The organism is Nocardia terrae, assembly GCF_009760405.1.
Lineage (GTDB): Bacteria > Actinomycetota > Actinomycetes > Mycobacteriales > Mycobacteriaceae > Nocardia > Nocardia terrae.
In genome coordinates this window covers 652149-668756 of record NZ_WRPP01000001.1, presented here as the reverse complement: position 1 = coordinate 668756, position 16608 = coordinate 652149, and the positions used below count along the sequence as shown (strand labels likewise).

The window sequence follows — 16608 nt, the reverse complement described above, 5'->3', positions numbered from 1 at the left end:
TGCTTCAGAGGACCAGGGCGTGTCCGGTTGGGAGTATTTGCACGATTGTGTCGGGTGCGAGATCACCTGCGGCGGCCCGAAAATGCTCGGCTCCGGCGCGGTCGCCCTTGGTCATGACGCGGTCGCCGATCGGACCGCTGGAGAAGGCGTAGTGGATCGGAACGGCCACCCGCGGCCGCAGCGCCCGAGTGAGGTCGGCGGCCTCGACCGCGTCCATGACCACCTGCTTGTTCAGGGCCGGACGGATGCGCAGGCCGTTGACGGGGAGCAGGGCCAGATCCAGATCCGGGTAGCGCCCGGCGATTTCGTCGAGTTCGGCGATACGCAGGGTGTCCGCGCCGAAGAAGACGGTGTGCCCGTCGGCGCGCAGCACGAAGGTCACCTCGGGGACGCCATGACTGGCCGGGGTCGCGGTCACCTCGACCGGGCCGAGATGCGTGCTCTGCCAAGGGGCCAGCTCGGTCACATGCGTGAAGCCCGCCGCGCGAACCTTCCCGGCCAGGCCGGGGACGACCGCGAACGGCACCGACTTGTCCCGATACCCGACCAGGGCGTCCAGATCGCAGTGGTCGTAGTGGCCGTGGCTGATCACGATGCCGGACAGCTCCGGCAGCTCGGCCGCGGTGGCGAAGGCGCGCGGCTCGCCCTGCCGATAGAAACGGGTCTCCGACAGCCACGGGTCGGTGAGGATTTGAGCTCCCCCGAAATCGACGAGGGCACTGGCATGGACGACGCGGGTCACGGTGAGCATGGAGATTTCCTAACAAGACAGTCGTCTACTTAAACTTCAAAGTAAGTAGACGCCTGTCTTGTTACCCTGTCAATGTGCCGGACCAACCCACCCGCAGCCGCAATCGCCGCGGCCAAGGGGCCCTGCTGCGCGCCGAACTCGTCGACGCCGCCAGCCGCCTGCTCGAAGACCTCGACGGCCAGGACGCCCTGTCCCTGCGCGCCGTCGCCCGCGCCGCCGGGGTCGCCCCCCAGAGCGTCTACCTGCAATTCGCCGACAAACGCGAACTCCTGACGGCCGTCTACCAGCTCCGCTTCGCCGAACTCCGCGAGGCACTCCTGACCGCGCTGGCCCAGGTTCCCGAAACCGCTGCCGCCGAACGCCTTTCGACCCTCTGCCACGCTTTCGTCGACTACGGCATCACCCACCCCGGCCACTACCGCGTCCTCTTCGGCACCGCCGGCACCCCCGGCTGGGAACCCACCGAAGGCCAACTCCCCGGCCTCCCCACCGCCCAACTCCTCATCGACACCGCGGCTGCCGCCGGCACCTCCGACCCCACCGCCACCGCCCAATGCCTCTGGGCGGGCATGCACGGCCTCATCACCCTCCGCCAGGACCGCCCGAGCTTCCCCTGGCTCCCCCTCGACCACCTGGTCGACACCCTTGTCCGAGCCCATCTGGCCACCGGCCACTGATCCGCGAATCCGACCAGCACCGAATCCCGCACCGGCCGAGCGGCGGGATGCGGTGCTGATCAATGCGTGCCCCACCGCTCCGAACACCGCCGGGTCGCCGGGCATGAGGGCCCCGCTCCGCACCCCCGCGGATCGGCCGATCCGGTGCTGCCGGCCGACTTCGGCCCCTGTGTGGCGGCCCGTTTCACAGCGTCGTGGCGCCGACCTTGGTTGCTGGAGAGCAGCGTGCGGTGTCTCACGGATACAGCACCGGTGACCGGACTTCGGCCAGGGGTGCGAAGTCGGGCGGAATCCGGGCGGCGCGGGCCGGGTGTCGGTGGTATGAGGCACCATGGTCGGCGTGACCTCAGCCGACCCGAATGTCTCCGACCTCGCACGCGCCGATGGCACGCAATCCGGCGGATTGCGGGAGGATGCCGAGCGGCTGCTGCGGGAGCTGGCCGGGCCCGCGGCGAAGCTGCGGGAGGACCAGTGGGTCGCCATCGAGGCGCTGGTGGTGCAGCGGCGGCGGGCGCTGGTGGTGCAGCGGACCGGGTGGGGCAAGTCGGCGGTGTACTTCATTTCGGCGAAGTTGTTGCGGGCGCAGGGGCGGGGGCCGACGGTGATCGTGTCGCCGCTGCTGGCGCTGATGCGCAACCAGGTGGCCGCGGCGGAGCGGGCGGGAGTCGTTGCGGCGACCATCAATTCGGGCAATGTCACCGAGTGGGACGAGATTCACGCGCGGGTGGCGAGCGGGGATGTCGATGTGCTGCTGGTGAGTCCGGAGCGGTTGAACAATCCGGACTTCCGGGATTCGGTGCTGCCGAAGCTGGCCGCGGACGCGGGGCTGGTGGTGATCGACGAGGCGCACTGCGTGTCGGACTGGGGACACGATTTCCGGCCGGACTATCGGCGGATCCGCACGCTCATCGCCGATCTGGGCTCGGAGGTGCCGGTGCTGGCCACCACGGCGACCGCCAACGACCGGGTGGTGACCGACGTGGCGACCCAGATCGGCACGGACACACTGGTTCTGCGCGGCTCGCTGGATCGGGAGTCACTGCACCTGTCGGTGGTGCGCATCGCGGACGCGGTCGAGCGGACGGCCTGGCTGAGCAAGCGGCTGCACGAACTGCCCGGCTCGGGCATCGTCTACACCCTGACGGTGGCCGCCGCGCACGACCTCGCCGACGTGCTGAACTCCCACGGGCACAATGTCGCCGCCTACACCGGGCAGACCGACCCCACCGAACGCGAACACCTCGAAGCCGCGCTGCTGAACAACGAGGTGAAGGCGCTCATCGCCACCTCGGCGCTCGGAATGGGCTTCGACAAGCCCGATCTCGGCTTCGTCGTGCACCTGGGCGCGCCCTCCTCCCCCATCTCCTACTACCAGCAGGTGGGCCGCGCGGGCCGCGGCACCGAGCGCGCCGAGGTGATCCTGCTGCCCGGCCGGGAGGACCGCCAGATCTGGAGCTACTTCGCGTCCGTGGCCTTTCCGCGCGAACACATCGTGCGCTCGGTGCTGTCCGCCCTCGACATGGACCGCCCGCTCTCCACCGCGGCCCTCGAACCCCTGGTGGAGCTCAACCGCTCCCGGCTCGAGATGGTCCTCAAGGTCCTCGACGTGGACGGCGCGGTGCGCCGGGTACGCGGCGGCTGGCTCGGCACCGGCCAACCGTGGGTCTACGACACCGAACGCTACGAGCGCCTGAGCGTCGCCCGGGAGCACGAACAGCAGGCGATGATCGACTACGAGGCGACGACCGCCTGCCGAATGACGTTCCTGCGCAGCCAACTCGACGATCCCGGCCTGGTGCTCGGCACCCACTGCGGCCGCTGCGACAACTGCACCGGCACCCGCCAGGACACCACCGTCGACGCCGCCGAACTGGCCGAGATCCGCACCCGCCTGGATCGCCCCGGCATCGACCTGGCGCCGCGCAAGCAATGGCCCACCGGCCTGGCCAAACTCGGAATCCCCCTGTCCGGCAAGATCACCGACGGCCCGGAGACCGGCCGCGTCCTGGGCCGCCTCAGCGACCTCGGCTGGGGCCAGCGCCTGCGCCCCCTGCTCGACGGCCCCGACGCCCCCATCCCCGACGAGGTATTCCGTTTCTGCACAACGGTTCTCCGAGAATGGGACTGGGCCCGGCGCCCCACCGCCGTCATGGCCCTGGACTCCGGCTCCCGCCCGGCCCTGACCCGCTCCCTCGCCGCCCGCCTCGCCCAGGTCGGCCGCCTCCAAGATCTCGGCGTCCTCCACCTGCGCCCCGATCTCCCGCCCGTCTCCGCCGCCAACTCCGCGCACCGCGTCGCGGCCCTCCACAACGCCTGGGAGACACCGGATCTCACCACCGTCACCGGCCCCATCCTCCTGGTCGACGCCCTCACCGACACCGGCTGGACCTTCACCATGGCCGCCCGCACCCTCCGCGCCGCCGGAGCCGACGCCGTCCTCCCCTTCGCCCTCGCCACCCCGTCCTGACGATCGGGCACCGCCACGATCGGTGCGAATCGTTCAACCGGGCCCACCGCGTTGCACCCCCATCGCAACGCCTGGGAGACATCGGGTCTCAGCGCCACAGCCCGGCCGCGTCCCGATATTCGGGGGTACCGTCGAGGCAGGAGGGAGTCGTCATGAGCGACAAGGGGAAAGAAGATCCGGATCCGCAGGCGCGCTGGCGCAGACTACCGCCGGAGCCGGCGGAGTGGGTCGAGGAGTCCGACCGCGAGGCCGCGGCAGTGGACTACGGGTCCGACTACGACCCGGACCGGGCTGCTGTCGGGAACGGCACCGGGTAGCCCGGAGAGCGCTCAGGCTTCCGTGCCGGGCGCGCGGTTCTTGAGGTCGTCGATGGCGTCGACGTAGCGGAGCATCAGGCGGGCGAAGTCGAGGCGGTCCTGTTCGGGCCAGTCGGCGGTGATGTATTCGTAGGCGGCGCGCTGCTGCTTGCGGAAGCGGGTCATGAACTCCACGCCCTCGGGGCTGAGTTCGAGGACCGCGCGGCGACCGTCGAGCTGGGAAGGCACGCGGCGCAGGTAGCCCGCCTTGATGCTGTCGGTGACCATGCGGCTGGCCACCGACGGGTCCACGCACATGGCGGCCGCGATGCCGCCGACGGTCATCTCCCCGGTCGAGCCGGTCGGCCCGGCCGGACAGCCGAGCACCATGCCCAGCACCAGGGCCCGGGTCGAATCCCTGGTGGAGATGGGGTTTTCGACTTCCTGCAGGACGCCGCGCTTGAGCTTGCCGAATGCCGGGCCGATGGCATCGAGCAGCTCGTCGGGGGTGCGGTCGTCCTCTGTCATGTGCACATCGTATCTGCATGCGCTTCCGAACATATGTGTTGACTGTCAAATGTGTGCATGACAGCATGCATTTGTCCATGTGCATGGATTCTCACTCGATCGGAGTTCGCCATGACCATCCTCGTCACCGGTGCCCGCGGCCAGATCGGCCGCGCGGTTCTCGACAGCCTGCACGCCAAGGGCCTAAAGGTCCGCGCCGCCAGCAACGACCCCTCCGCACTCGACCTCCCCGCCGGGGTCGAGGCCGTCGCGCTCGGCGACGAACCCGAAACCCTTTCCGCCGCGGTGGACGGCGTGGACCAGGTTTTCCTCTACGCCAATCCCACACGCGCCAACGCCTTCGCCGCCGCCGCGGAGCAGGCCGGTGTGGAACATGTTGTGCTGCTGTCCTCTTCGGCGGCCAGCCACCCGCAGGCCGCCGACAACCCGATCGGCGCATCCCATCTGGCCGTCGAAAAGGCGCTCGCCGCTACGACTCTCGTCACCACCACGCTGCGCCCAGGCGGATTCGACAGCAATGCCTTCGGCTGGATCCCGGCCGTCAGGGCGGGGCAGCCGATCGAGCACGCGCACCCGGATGCCGCCCTGGCCATGATCCATCCGCTGGATATCGCCGATATCGCGGTGGCCGCGCTCACCGGCACCGAATTGCGGGGCCACACGGTCACTCTCACCGGCCCCGAGCCCATCAGCTTTCGCGCGCAGATCGGTCAGCTGGCCGAGGCGATCGGGCGGGAGATACCGATCGTGCAGATCTCTCGCGACGAGGCCGCGACGCAGCTGTCCCGCACCATGCCGCCTCACATCGTGGAGTCGCTGCTCGCGGTCTGGGACCGGTACGTCGATTCGCCCGAGACTCCGGCCGACACCACCGAGACGCTGCTCAGCGTCCCCGCCCGCACCTTCGCGCAGTGGGCAACCGAAAACGCCGCCGCATTCACCGCGTCCTGATCGAAGGCACACGGCGGGTTGCCCGACCGTCGCGGAAACCGCTGTCCACCAGGGGTGCGGCGCGTAGGCTCAGACGAATCCCGCAGTCGCCGTACGATCCCGGGGAGTTCCTCATGGCGTCCGCACCACCCAAAGCTCCGCCCCTGCCCGTCCTGCGCGCTCTCACCTGGTTCCGCGACGGCCTGGCCGCCCTGCACCGGCGGCTGGTACCCGGGCATATCGCACTGCTGGAGCTGTCGACCACCGGCTACCTCACCCATGCCACCTGTGTGGCGGCCGAACTCGGCCTAGCCGACGCGCTCGCGGCGGGGCCCCGCCAACCGGCGGATCTCGCGGCGGCGGTCGGGGTGAACGAGGACGCGCTGCGCCGGCTGATGCGCCTGCTCGTGAGCGGCGGCGTCTTCGCCCAGCGGCGGGACGGGGCGTATCAGCTGACCGGGATCTCGCAGGGGCTGCGCGGTGACGCCGACGTGTCCCTGCGAGATCTGTTCCTGCTCTTGGGATCCGAGCTGCACCGCAAACACTGGTCCCACCTGGCCGACGCGGTGCGCCACGGCGAGTCCCGGTGGGCCGAGGTCGAGGGCATGTGGTTCTGGGATTACGCGGAGCAGCATCCGGAGGCCGGGGAGATCTTCGACCGCGCCATGACCAGCGTCGGCAGCCTGGCCACCGAACCCCTGCAGGCCGCCTACGATTTCGGGCGCTTCGGCTCCATCGTGGATATCGGCGGCGGCCGGGGCAGCCTGCTCATCGACATCCTGCAGCGCCATCCGTCCATGCGCGGCACCATCTTCGACCTGCCGCGCGTGGTGGCGGGCCTGCCGGAGCAACTGCTGGGCCCGGGCCTGACCGGCCGCCTCACCTTCGAGGAAGGCAGCTTCTTCGAGACCGCGCCCAAGGGCGGCGACGCCTACGTGCTCAAGCACATCATCCACGACTGGAACGACGAGGACGCCGAACGCATTCTGCGCACGGTCCGCACCGCCATGGAATCCGAAGCGCGGCTGCTGATCATCGACATCGTCATGCCGGAGAACCACCGCCCGCACCCGGGCAAGGTCATCGATCTGGAAATGCTGGTGAACACCCCCGGCGGCCGCGAACGCACCCAGACCGAGTTCGGAAACCTGCTCTCCCGCAGCGGTTTCGTGTTGACCCGCGTGGTGCCCACCGCCGCGCCCGACTGCGTGATCGAGGCCCATCCGGCCTGGTGAGACCGGCATCGCAGGAGGTGAATCCGACCGCGTGAAACCGACGACGGCCCGGGTGCCGGTCGGCCCCCTGCACCGATCCGCACCCGGTCCCGTCGACGCCGCCCGCGGGCGTGTGCGGCGCATTTCCACACGCTGCCGCGGGTCGGCTGCCTCCTGATTCGACTGTCGCGCAAATGACTTTCAGTGGTCAGGCGGAGCGGCGGATCCGTGGGCCGACAACCCCTGCGGCCCGATCGGTCCAGCCGTCCGCCATCTGCGCCAACAGGAACCAGGCGGCGTGTACTTGTTCGTCCGAGACCTTCTCGGCCGTTTTCAGCAAATGGACGGCGCGCACATGCGCCGCGGCCATGGCATCCACCACGGCCCCCAGGGATTCGGCCCGCGCTACACCCCTCGGCAGCGCCCGGCTCGTCACCCACTCGTCGATGAAGGCGACCAGCTGGGCCCGTAGTTCATCGATCCCACCCGTGTCGCCCGCCTGCTCGCGACGCTGTAGGTGCAGTTCGGCCAGTGCCCGCGCCCAGCGGGTGACCGCGTGATCCTCGGGCTGATCCCCGATGTGGCCGCAGAAGGCGGCCAGCAGTTCATGCCAGTCCGGCAGCAGGGGGCGATCCTCGAAACCCACCTCGGGTGAGCCTCCGGCACGGCCGCCCGCCCGCCACAACTGTGTGCTGTCAGGTTGCGGTACGTACATACCTTCCTCCAGGGCGGTGCGGGCGCACCCGGAGCCGCGGGCGGTCACCGGACCGCGAGCCCGGCGCGGCAAGGGCGGACCGCGCCGGATCCAGGAGACCGCTATCGGCGAAGGGCACATCTCGATGCGGCACCGGGTGCTCTTCCAGCATGACCGTTCGGGCCGTCCCGCCCACTGCCCTTTCCCCGCCCGCCTACTGCCCCTCCCCAAAGAGACCAACCGGCCGGTCTGGCTTCGTTACTCGCCCTCTCCCCCAACGCAATTCAGCCGTAACCGGCCGTTCGACACCCGTTACACCTTCACCAGATCGTCGGCGTGCACGACCGGGCGCTGCATGCTGTCCGGGAGATCGGAGGTGGAGCGGCCCTTCATGGTTTCGAGCTCGTCGCTGTCGTAGGCGGCCACCCCGCGGGCCACGAGCACACCGTCCGGCGCGATCAGATCGATGACGTCACCGCCGAAGAAATGACCGGCCACCTCGGTGATTCCGGCCGCCAGCAACGAGTGGCGACGCTCGGACACCGCGGCCACCGCACCCGCGTCCAGATGCACCGCGCCGCGCGCGTCGGCGGCGTGGCGAACCCAGAACTTGCGGGCCGACAGGCGCACCGGGCGGGCCGCGAAGGCGGTGCCGACGGTCGCGCCCGAAAGCGCCGCCGCCGCATCGGAGGCCGCGGCCAGCAGCACCGGCACGCCGGCGTCGGCGGCCAGGCGGGCCGCCGAGAGCTTGGAGGCCATGCCGCCGGTGCCGAGCGCGCCGCCGGAACCGGCGATGACGCCGTCCAGGTCGGCGCTGCTGCGCACCTCGGGAATGAAGTTGGCGGCGCCCTTGCGGGGGTCGCCGTCGTAGAGACCGTCGACGTCGGAGAGCAGGATCAGCGCGTCCGCGCCCACCAGGTGGGCGACCAGCGCGGCGAGCCGGTCGTTGTCACCGAAACGGATCTCTTCCGTTGCGACGGTGTCATTTTCGTTCACCACCGCGATCGCGTGCAGCGAGCGCAGCCGGTCGAGGGTGCGCTGGGCATTGCGGTGCGGTTCGCGACGACCGAAGTCGCCCGCGCTCAGCAGCACCTGGCCCACCACCCGGTTGTAGCGGGAGAACGAGGTGCCCCAGGCGTGGGCCAGCGCCAGCTGGCCGACACTCGCGGCGGCCTGCTTGGTGGCGAGATCCTTTGGGCGCTTGGACAATCCGAGCGGAGCCATGCCCGCGCCGATGGCGCCCGAGGACACCACCACCAGATCCGAACCCGCGCGCATGCGGCCCTCGACCGCATCGGCCAGCTTGTCCAGCCGCCCGGTGTCGAGACCGCCCTCGAGGCTGGTCAGCGCCGACGACCCGATCTTCACGACCACGCTGCGCGCCGACGCGATCGCCTGCCGCGCCGCGCTCAGCTCGGTCACCCGGGTTCCACCCGAACTCACTTGCACCACACCTCAATTCGCCCGCGGCGCCGCAGCGCCGTCGCACCCGAATCCTGTATTACTCGTCGTCCTCGGTCACCAGACCGCGGCGCACGCGCGAGGCGTGCTTGCGCTCGGCCGCGCCGATGCGCTCGGTCTGATCCAGGCGCGGGTCCACGCCGCGACGGGTCATCAGCGTCTCCACGCCCGCGGAAATCGAAGGCTCCCAATCGAAGCAGTAGTCCGCGATGGTCACCGACGCACCCGGCTCGGCGCCCAGCTTGACCAGCTCCTCCTCGACGCCGAGGCGGGCCAGGCGGTCGGCCAGGTAGCCCACGGCCTCGTCGTTCTCGAACTGGGTCTGCTTGACCCAGCGCTCGGGCCGCTCGCCGACGACGATGAAGCCGCCCTCCACCTCGGGATCGGGCAGCACCCGGAAACCGCTGTCGCCCTTGGCGACCGGGCGGATGATCTGCCGCTTCGGCTCCGCCTTGGGATGCGCCTCGCGATACTCGGCGACCATCTTCGCCAGCGCGAAGGTCAACGGCCGCAAGCCTTCCCGGCTCACCGCCGAGATCTTGAAGACCGGCCAGCCGCGCTTCTCGAACTCGGGCAGCACGAACTCGGCCAGCTCGTCGGCGTCGGGGATGTCGGCCTTGTTGAGAATGACCACGCGCGGACGATCGGCCAGATCGCCCAGACCGGCGTCACCCACCAGCGCGGGCTGGTAGGCGGCCAGCTCGGCCTCGAGCGCGTCCACATCGGAGATCGGGTCGCGGCCGGGTTCCAGGGTCGCGCAGTCCACCACGTGCGCGAGCACCGCGCAGCGCTCGAGATGGCGCAGGAAGTCCAGGCCCAGACCGCGGCCCTCGCTCGCGCCCGGAATCAGACCGGGCACGTCGGCCACGGTGAAGGTGGTGTCACCCGACTGCACCACACCGAGATTCGGCACCAGCGTGGTGAACGGGTAGTCCGCGATCTTCGGCTTGGCCGCCGACAGCACGGAGACCAGCGAGGACTTGCCGGCCGACGGGAAGCCCACCAGGCCCACATCCGCCACCGACTTCAGCTCGAGCACCAGATCGCGCTCTTCGCCGTCCACACCGATCAGCGCGAAGCCGGGAGCCTTGCGCGACTTGGTGACCAGCGCGGCATTGCCCAGACCGCCGCGCCCGCCCTGGGCCGCCACAAAGGTCGACCCCACGCCGACCATGTCGGCCAGGATCTCGCCGTCGGTGCTCATCACCACGGTGCCGTCCGGCACCTTCAGCACCAGCCCCTCGCCCTGCTTGCCATTGCGGTTGCCGCCCTCGCCGGGCTTGCCGTTGCCGCCCTTGGCATGCGGATGGAAGTGGAAGTCCAGCAGCGTGTGGACGTTCGGGTCGACGACGAGGGTCACATCCCCGCCGTTACCGCCGTTGCCGCCGTCCGGGCCACCCAGGGGCATGAACTTCTCACGCCGCACCGAGGCACACCCGTGCCCACCCTTGCCCGCGCGAACGTGCAAAACAACACGGTCGATGAATTTGGACATATCGGTGATCATCCTCCTTCAGGACTAGTCGTTTGCGACGCCGCCCGGACCGGCGGCATTTCAATGCCTCTTTGATTTGGTCCGCCCGGCCCTACTGGGCCGGGCGGACCCATCGCTGTTGGTTCGAGAACCTGAAAACAGCAAAGCGGGCCAGGGTATTCACAACCCTGACCCGCTCGAAAGCCAGTGGAGTAGGAACTCCGGTGCGCCGGTCAGGCGTTCACCGGCTCCGGCACCACGATGTTGACGGTCTTGCGACCACGCTTGGTGCCGAACTGCACCGCGCCCGCCTCGAGGGCGAACAGCGTGTCGTCGCCGCCACGGCCGACGTTGACGCCGGGGTGGAAGTGCGTGCCGCGCTGGCGAACCAGGATCTCGCCGGCCTTGACGGTCTGGCCGCCGAAGCGCTTCACGCCGAGCCGCTGGGCATTCGAATCGCGACCATTGCGCGAGCTGGATGCACCCTTCTTATGTGCCATTTCTCAGAACTCCTCGTGCAGTGTTTATTCGGTATGGGCGGGGCCCTACGTGGTTACGCAGGCTGCCGCCTCCGGGCCTGACCACCCATACCGGGGGTGACGAACCCCAAGTCGGATTACTTGATGCCGGTGACCTTCAGGACCGTCAGCTTCTGACGGTGGCCCTGACGCTTGTGGTAGCCGGTCTTGTTCTTGAACTTGTGGATGCGGATCTTCGGGCCCTTGGTCTGTTCGACGACCTCGGCGGACACGGAAACCTTCGCCAGCTTGTCAGCATCGGTGGTCAGCTCGGCGCCGTCAACGACCAGCACCGGCGCCAGCGACACCGCGGTGCCCGGCTCACCCTCGATCTTCTCGACCTTCACCAGGTCACCGACCGCGACCTTGTACTGCTTTCCGCCGGTCTTGACGATTGCGTACGTTGCCATCGGTCGGCTGCCCTTCTTTCTGTTCGAGTGCTCGACATGCTCGGCACTCTGCTCACACGGCTGGTCGCCCGGCTCGCACCGGAAACCGCCGCAGACTGGTCTGGTGGTTTTCACCGCCGCCTCGGGCCTTTGGCTCTGGATAACCGAACCGGGCCCACTCACAGCACTAGTCACAACAGAGTGCCGTCGCAGGGGGCAGCGACTGACCAAGACTACCTGACTCGCCCTACCCCTCCAAACCGGGGTTGCCCAGCTCTCACCTCGAGGCGTCGTGTTCTTACAAGAACTCCGACCGCGGCCCCTGCGACGATTCCCCCATGCGAGCGACCGGAACCTTCAGCGTCAAATCCCTCACCCCCACCGAGGCGACCCTCGACCCCGCCATCGCCACCGGACTGCCGGTCGGCCTGGCGAAGATGGAGAAGCAGTACGAAGGTGAGATCGTCGGGCGATCGGCGACCCTGTTCGTCTCGGCCTTCGACGCCGAGAAGGGCATCGGCACCTACGTGGCGATGGACTCCTTCGAAGGCACGCTGAACGGGCACCCGGGCACGTTCACCTTCGCCCACTCGGCCTCCACCGACGGCGCCGTGCGCACCGACGGATTCCTGTCCATCGTGTCCGGCAGCGGCACCGACGGCCTGGCGGGCATCACCGGCAAGGGCGACCTCGTCATCGACCCGGACGGCACCCACCGCATCTGGTTCGACTACGAACTCGCCTGACGAATCGAGGACTTCCGGCCGGAGCGCGACGACTTCCGGCACGAGAACTCGGCCCGGAGCGCGGCATACGGTGACAACGCTGCCCATCGAACAAAGGACATCGCCATGGCCTGGTCCACCGCCGCCGTCATCATCGCCGTGATCTTCGCCCTCATGGTGAGCATCAGCACCTATCTCTCCGCCCGATTCCAGAAGAAGTAGGCCCCGGAAAGGGCTGTGGCCCCGCCGGATTCCGGCGGGGCCACAGTCGGCTTCGGCGAGCGGGCTAGTTCTCACCCTCCGGCGCACCGGCGGGACGACCGGCGGCCCGGCGGCGCGGGCGGGCCCGCGGCGGGACCACGGCCGGGGCCAGGTCGTCGAGGTTGAAGCCCGGCTTGTCGGTCTGGTCCGAACTGGAGAGCACGAACACCGCGCCCGCGCTGTCCGCGGCCGGAGCCGAGGCCGTGCGGGCCACCCGGCGACGGGCGGGACGACGGCCCGCGGGGGCGGGCTCGGCCGTCTGCGCCTCGTCCACCGCGACGGCGGCTTCGGCGGTGCCGTTGGTGTGCGCGGTCGCCGCCGGAGCCACAGCGGTTTCCGCGGCGGCCTCGGTGGCGGACTCGACCTCGGCCACCTGGTCCGCGGCGATCGCGGCTTCGGCGGCCGCGTTCTCGGCCTCGCGCACGATGATCGACTCCGCGGCCGCGACATCGGCCGCGGTCGCCGAATCACCCTCGGCCAGCACCGTGTTCGCGGCGTCGGCGGCCGCGACGGCATCCTCGTCCGCGACGTGCGTGGCCTCCTCGGCCGCGTGCGCCGCCATGGCCATGGCGACCGGGTGGGCGCGCTTGGCCGCGGCCTTCTCGGCCTGCTGCTCGTGGTTCTCGTGCTTGTCGGCCTTCTCCTCGACCACCGGCTCGACGACCGGGGTCTCGGCGGCGGCCGCGTTGCGGTCCTTGCGGCGGCGACGCGACCCCTCGCGACGGCCCGCGCCCTCGCCGCCGTCGCCGGCCGGAGCCGACGACTCGACGGGGTAGTTGTGCACGAGAATGCCGCGGCCGTGGCAGGTCTCACAGGTGGTGGAGAACGCCTCGACCAGGCCGGTGCCCAGCTTCTTGCGGGTCATCTGGACCAGGCCCAGCGAGGTGACCTCGGAGACCTGGTGGCGGGTGCGGTCGCGGCCCAGCGCCTCGGTCAGGCGGCGCAGCACCAGATCCCGGTTGGACTCGAGGACCATGTCGATGAAGTCGACGACGATCATGCCGCCGATGTCGCGCAGCCGCATCTGGCGCACGATCTCCTCGGCCGCCTCCAGGTTGTTGCGGGTCACGGTCTCTTCGAGGTTGGACCCGCCCGACCCGGTGAACTTGCCGGTGTTGACGTCGATGACGGTCATGGCCTCGGTGCGGTCGATCACCAGGGTGCCGCCCGAGGGCAGCCACACCTTGCGGTCGAGGGCCTTGGCCAGCTGCTCGTCGATGCGCAGCGAGCCGAACACGTCGACGCCGTTGTTCTCGTGGCGCTCAACGCGATTCAGCATGTCCGGGGCGACCGTGCGGACGTAGTTCTCCACGGTCGTCCAGGCCCGCTCGCCCTCGATGACCAGCTTGGAGAAGTCCTCGTTGAACAGGTCGCGAACCACCTTGACCAGCAGGTCCGGCTCTTCGTAGAGGGTCTTGGGCGCGCCCGATCCCTGCTTGGACTGCTCCTCGATGGTGCGCCAGGTCGCCTGCAGCCGTTCCACATCGCGCGCCAGCTCGGGCTCGGAGACGCCCTCGGAGGCGGTGCGGATGATGACGCCCGCGTCCTGCGGCACGATGTCGCGCAGGATCTCCTTGAGCCGCTTGCGCTCGGTGTCGGGCAGCTTGCGCGAGATACCGGTCGACGAACCGCCCGGCACGTACACCAGGAAGCGACCGGCCAGGCTGATCTGTGTGGTCAGGCGGGCGCCCTTGTGGCCCACCGGATCCTTGGAGACCTGCACCAGCACGGTGTCACCGGGCTTGAGCGCCTGCTCGATCTTGCGCTCCTTGCCGCCCAGACCGGCGGCCTCCCAGTTCACCTCGCCCGCGTACAGCACGCCGTTGCGGCCGCGGCCGATGTCGACGAACGCGGCTTCCATCGAGGGCAGCACGTTCTGCACCTTGCCCAGGTACACATTGCCGACCATCGACGCGGAACCGGTCGAGGTCACGAAGTGCTCGACCAGGATGTTGTCCTCGAGCACCGCGACCTGGGTGGTGGAGGTGGGGTGGTCGGGGAAGTGCTTCTCGCGCACCACCATCACCCGGTCCACCGCTTCGCGGCGGGCCAGGAACTCCGACTCGGTCAGGATCGGCGGGCGGCGGCGGCCGGCCTCGCGACCGTCGCGGCGACGCTGGCGCTTGGCCTCCAGACGGGTCGACCCGCTGATGCCCTGCACCTCGTCGACATCCTTGGCGGCGGCGCGGCGCTTGCTGCGCGGCTCCCGCTCGTGCACGACGGTGTTCGGCGGATCGTCGTCGGCGGCCTCGGGCTCGTTGTCCTCGCCGCCCTTACGGCGACGACGGCGACGGCGGCGACGGCTGCTCGAGCCCTCGGGCACGGCCGAACCCTCGTCGTCGTCCTCGGTGTCGGCGTCGGCGGATTCGGCCGACTCGTCGGCCTCGCCCTCGGGCTGGTCGTCGTCCTCGGCGTCGTTCTCGCCGTGCTGTTCGCCGCGACCGCGGCCACGCCCGCGCCGACCCCGGCGACGACGCCGCGAGGTGCCCTCGCGGTCCGCCTCGTCGCGGTCGCGCTGCTCGCCGTCCCAGTCGCCCTCGTCCTCGGCGTCCTCGGCGGCGGTGTCCTCGGCGACCGCCTTGGCGGCGACGGCCTTGGCCTCGATGTCCTTGTCCTGCGCGTCCTTGTCCTGTGCGGCCTTGTCCTGCGCGGCCTTGTCCTGCGCGGCCTTGTCCTGCGCGGCGGCCCTCTCCTCGGCGCGCGACTTGCGCTCGGCGCGACGCTGGCGGCGGGCCTCCTCGGCGGCCGCGGCGTCCGGCGCCTGGAACAGCGGCGCGGCGACGATGGCCGAGGGCTGGTACTGGACCGGCTCGACGGCCTGCGGCTCGCTCGCGAACGGGTTGGTGAACAGGGAGGTCTGCTTGGGCGCGGAAGCGACGGCGGCCTCGGCTTCTTCGACCTCCTCGGCGGCCAATTCGTCGGCGGCTCGGTCGTCGCCGGCGATGATCGCCTCGGTGACGGTCTTCTCGGTGATCGGCGCGATCGGGTTGGCCGGCTCGGCGGCTTCCACGTCACGCGGGCCGAAGGCGTCGCGGACGGTTTCGGCGACGGTGCGGTCCAGACTCGATTGCGGGCTTCGCGCCTGCGCGCCCATCTCGGTCAGGTGGGCCAGGATACGTTTGCTGGTGGTGCCCAGCAGCTTCGCCAGTGCGTGCACTCGGATCCGTTCCGGCAACTGTTCGGCAGCCGGGGTGATCTGAGCGCCCTCCCCTTCGCCCTTGCTCTGCGATGCTTCCAGCGGCTCTTGATCGGCCACGAAATCTCCTCGGGGCCCCCGGGCGCGCTCCTCTGAGGAGTGACGCGGCCGTCGCGGGGGCGCTGTCTTGTCGGCCTCACGCCCGCGGGCGTGAGATCGTAAGTCTTCGCGCCGTGTGGCCCGTTATCACCGGTGTCTCGTCGTTCGGGCTAACAGGTCACGTGGCGCCTGGTTGGTTGGCTCAACTCCGTGTCACGAGCGTTCATCCAGCGTGCCTGCCCGGCGGCCGAGTCTTGGAGCCGTCGGCGGCAGCGATGATCGTCCGTCGCTCCGCGGTGTCAATTTCGAAGGTGAACGGTGCCTGCCGCAAACGGCCCGCGTCGCTCACTTCCAGAGCAAGTATCCCACACCGTGCCGGGGCCTCGTGCCCACGCGGCCCGGAGCGGGGTTCGCGAGTCTCGCGGACGGGCGCCGGGAAATGGATCCGGGTGGTGTTTCCCGGACCCATCCGTGGTGGATTCGGGGCGAACGCCCCAGGAAGATCAGTGCGCGAACCCCGGGAACCAGATGTCGATCTCGCGCTTGGCGGACTCGGGCGAGTCGGAGCCGTGCACCAGGTTGTACTGGGTCTCGAGGGCGTAGTCGCCGCGGATGCTGCCGGGGACGGCCTTCTCGACCGGGTCGGTGCCGCCCGCGATCTGGCGGAAGGCGGCGATGGCGCGTTCACCCTCGAGCACGGCCGCTACAACCGGACCGGAGGTGATGAATTCGATCAGGGAGCCGAAGAACGGCCGCTCGGCGTGCTCGGCGTAGTGGCTCACGGCCACTTCCTCGGAGACGTTCACGAGCTTCATTGCCGCGATCTTCAGACCCTTGCGCTCAATGCGGGTGATGATCTCCCCGACGAGGCCGCGGGCCACGCCGTCGGGCTTGATGAGTACCAACGTCTGCTCAGTCACAGCGCAACCTTAACCGGCGGGTACTCAGCAGGAAAAACGCAGACCGGGCGCGATGGCCCGGTCTGCCC

General features: G+C 69.8%; 15 protein-coding genes. 6 read left to right on the top strand and 9 right to left on the bottom strand.

Features of this window, described 5'->3' with window-relative positions:
* Positions 1-4 precede the first annotated feature (4 nt).
* Positions 5-751: an MBL fold metallo-hydrolase gene (locus GPX89_RS02950; RefSeq protein WP_157354924.1), complete on the bottom strand. Its 747-nt coding sequence runs from the start codon at positions 749-751 to the stop codon at positions 5-7.
* A gap of 74 nt (positions 752-825) precedes the next feature.
* Here GPX89_RS02950 and GPX89_RS02945 point away from each other — a divergent pair, with 74 nt between their 5' ends.
* From GPX89_RS02945 to GPX89_RS02935, 3 genes are all read left to right on the top strand, one after another.
* Positions 826-1428: a TetR/AcrR family transcriptional regulator gene (locus tag GPX89_RS02945; RefSeq protein WP_157354923.1), complete on the top strand. Its 603-nt coding sequence runs from the start codon at positions 826-828 to the stop codon at positions 1426-1428.
* A 331-nt stretch (positions 1429-1759) separates the two neighbouring features.
* Positions 1760-3895, top strand: a complete 2136-nt coding sequence (locus GPX89_RS02940; RefSeq protein ID WP_157354922.1) for a RecQ family ATP-dependent DNA helicase — start codon at positions 1760-1762, stop codon at positions 3893-3895.
* Between the two features lie 152 nt (positions 3896-4047).
* Complete coding sequence (locus GPX89_RS02935; RefSeq protein WP_157354921.1) at positions 4048-4212, top strand: hypothetical protein; 165 nt, start codon at positions 4048-4050, stop codon at positions 4210-4212.
* 12 nt (positions 4213-4224) lie between these two features.
* Here GPX89_RS02935 and GPX89_RS02930 read toward each other — a convergent pair whose 3' ends face one another.
* Positions 4225-4719 (bottom strand): MarR family winged helix-turn-helix transcriptional regulator, encoded by a 495-nt coding sequence (locus GPX89_RS02930; RefSeq protein ID WP_157354920.1) that lies wholly within the window; start codon positions 4717-4719, stop codon positions 4225-4227.
* A 111-nt stretch (positions 4720-4830) separates the two neighbouring features.
* Here GPX89_RS02930 and GPX89_RS02925 point away from each other — a divergent pair, with 111 nt between their 5' ends.
* Together GPX89_RS02925 and GPX89_RS02920 are read left to right on the top strand one after the other, a co-directional pair.
* Complete coding sequence (locus GPX89_RS02925; protein ID WP_157354919.1) at positions 4831-5670, top strand: NAD(P)H-binding protein; 840 nt, start codon at positions 4831-4833, stop codon at positions 5668-5670.
* A 113-nt stretch (positions 5671-5783) separates the two neighbouring features.
* Positions 5784-6884 (top strand): methyltransferase, encoded by a 1101-nt coding sequence (locus GPX89_RS02920; RefSeq protein WP_157354918.1) that lies wholly within the window; start codon positions 5784-5786, stop codon positions 6882-6884.
* A 187-nt stretch (positions 6885-7071) separates the two neighbouring features.
* Here GPX89_RS02920 and GPX89_RS02915 read toward each other — a convergent pair whose 3' ends face one another.
* The 5 genes from GPX89_RS02915 to rplU form a co-directional block, all read right to left on the bottom strand.
* Positions 7072-7578, bottom strand: a complete 507-nt coding sequence (locus GPX89_RS02915; protein ID WP_235946640.1) for a DUF4254 domain-containing protein — start codon at positions 7576-7578, stop codon at positions 7072-7074.
* 291 nt (positions 7579-7869) lie between these two features.
* Positions 7870-8970, bottom strand: coding sequence for a glutamate 5-kinase (gene proB, locus GPX89_RS02910; protein WP_157386956.1), 1101 nt, complete (start codon positions 8968-8970; stop codon positions 7870-7872).
* An 88-nt stretch (positions 8971-9058) separates the two neighbouring features.
* Positions 9059-10513: a GTPase ObgE gene (obgE, locus tag GPX89_RS02905; protein ID WP_157354917.1), complete on the bottom strand. Its 1455-nt coding sequence runs from the start codon at positions 10511-10513 to the stop codon at positions 9059-9061.
* A gap of 212 nt (positions 10514-10725) precedes the next feature.
* Positions 10726-10992, bottom strand: a complete 267-nt coding sequence (rpmA, locus tag GPX89_RS02900; protein WP_040806195.1) for a 50S ribosomal protein L27 — start codon at positions 10990-10992, stop codon at positions 10726-10728.
* Positions 10993-11108: 116 nt separating this feature from the next.
* Positions 11109-11420 (bottom strand): 50S ribosomal protein L21, encoded by a 312-nt coding sequence (gene rplU, locus GPX89_RS02895; protein ID WP_157354916.1) that lies wholly within the window; start codon positions 11418-11420, stop codon positions 11109-11111.
* 317 nt (positions 11421-11737) lie between these two features.
* Here rplU and GPX89_RS02890 point away from each other — a divergent pair, with 317 nt between their 5' ends.
* Positions 11738-12145 (top strand): DUF3224 domain-containing protein, encoded by a 408-nt coding sequence (locus GPX89_RS02890; protein ID WP_157354915.1) that lies wholly within the window; start codon positions 11738-11740, stop codon positions 12143-12145.
* 265 nt (positions 12146-12410) lie between these two features.
* Here the strand turns inward: GPX89_RS02890 and GPX89_RS02885 are convergent, their stop codons facing one another.
* Together GPX89_RS02885 and ndk are read right to left on the bottom strand one after the other, a co-directional pair.
* Entirely contained in the window at positions 12411-15641 is a 3231-nt protein-coding gene (locus GPX89_RS02885; RefSeq protein ID WP_407939310.1) for a translation initiation factor IF-2 N-terminal domain-containing protein, read from the bottom strand.
* A 482-nt stretch (positions 15642-16123) separates the two neighbouring features.
* Positions 16124-16540 carry a nucleoside-diphosphate kinase gene (gene ndk / locus GPX89_RS02880; protein WP_328601446.1) on the bottom strand — a complete coding sequence of 139 codons (417 nt, stop codon included), beginning with the start codon at positions 16538-16540 and terminating at the stop codon, positions 16124-16126.
* Positions 16541-16608: the final 68 nt, after the last annotated feature.

Coding starts and splice junctions, on each gene's coding strand:
- GPX89_RS02950 (WP_157354924.1), bottom strand. CDS start 751: ATGCTCACCGTGACCCGCGTCGTCCATGCCAGTGCCCTCGTCGATTTC.
- GPX89_RS02940 (WP_157354922.1), top strand. CDS start 1,760: ATGGTCGGCGTGACCTCAGCCGACCCGAATGTCTCCGACCTCGCACGC.
- GPX89_RS02935 (WP_157354921.1), top strand. CDS start 4,048: ATGAGCGACAAGGGGAAAGAAGATCCGGATCCGCAGGCGCGCTGGCGC.
- GPX89_RS02930 (WP_157354920.1), bottom strand. CDS start 4,719: ATGACAGAGGACGACCGCACCCCCGACGAGCTGCTCGATGCCATCGGC.
- GPX89_RS02925 (WP_157354919.1), top strand. CDS start 4,831: ATGACCATCCTCGTCACCGGTGCCCGCGGCCAGATCGGCCGCGCGGTT.
- GPX89_RS02920 (WP_157354918.1), top strand. CDS start 5,784: ATGGCGTCCGCACCACCCAAAGCTCCGCCCCTGCCCGTCCTGCGCGCT.
- GPX89_RS02915 (WP_235946640.1), bottom strand. CDS start 7,578: ATGTACGTACCGCAACCTGACAGCACACAGTTGTGGCGGGCGGGCGGC.
- obgE (WP_157354917.1), bottom strand. CDS start 10,513: ATGTCCAAATTCATCGACCGTGTTGTTTTGCACGTTCGCGCGGGCAAG.
- rpmA (WP_040806195.1), bottom strand. CDS start 10,992: ATGGCACATAAGAAGGGTGCATCCAGCTCGCGCAATGGTCGCGATTCG.
- rplU (WP_157354916.1), bottom strand. CDS start 11,420: ATGGCAACGTACGCAATCGTCAAGACCGGCGGAAAGCAGTACAAGGTC.
- GPX89_RS02890 (WP_157354915.1), top strand. CDS start 11,738: ATGCGAGCGACCGGAACCTTCAGCGTCAAATCCCTCACCCCCACCGAG.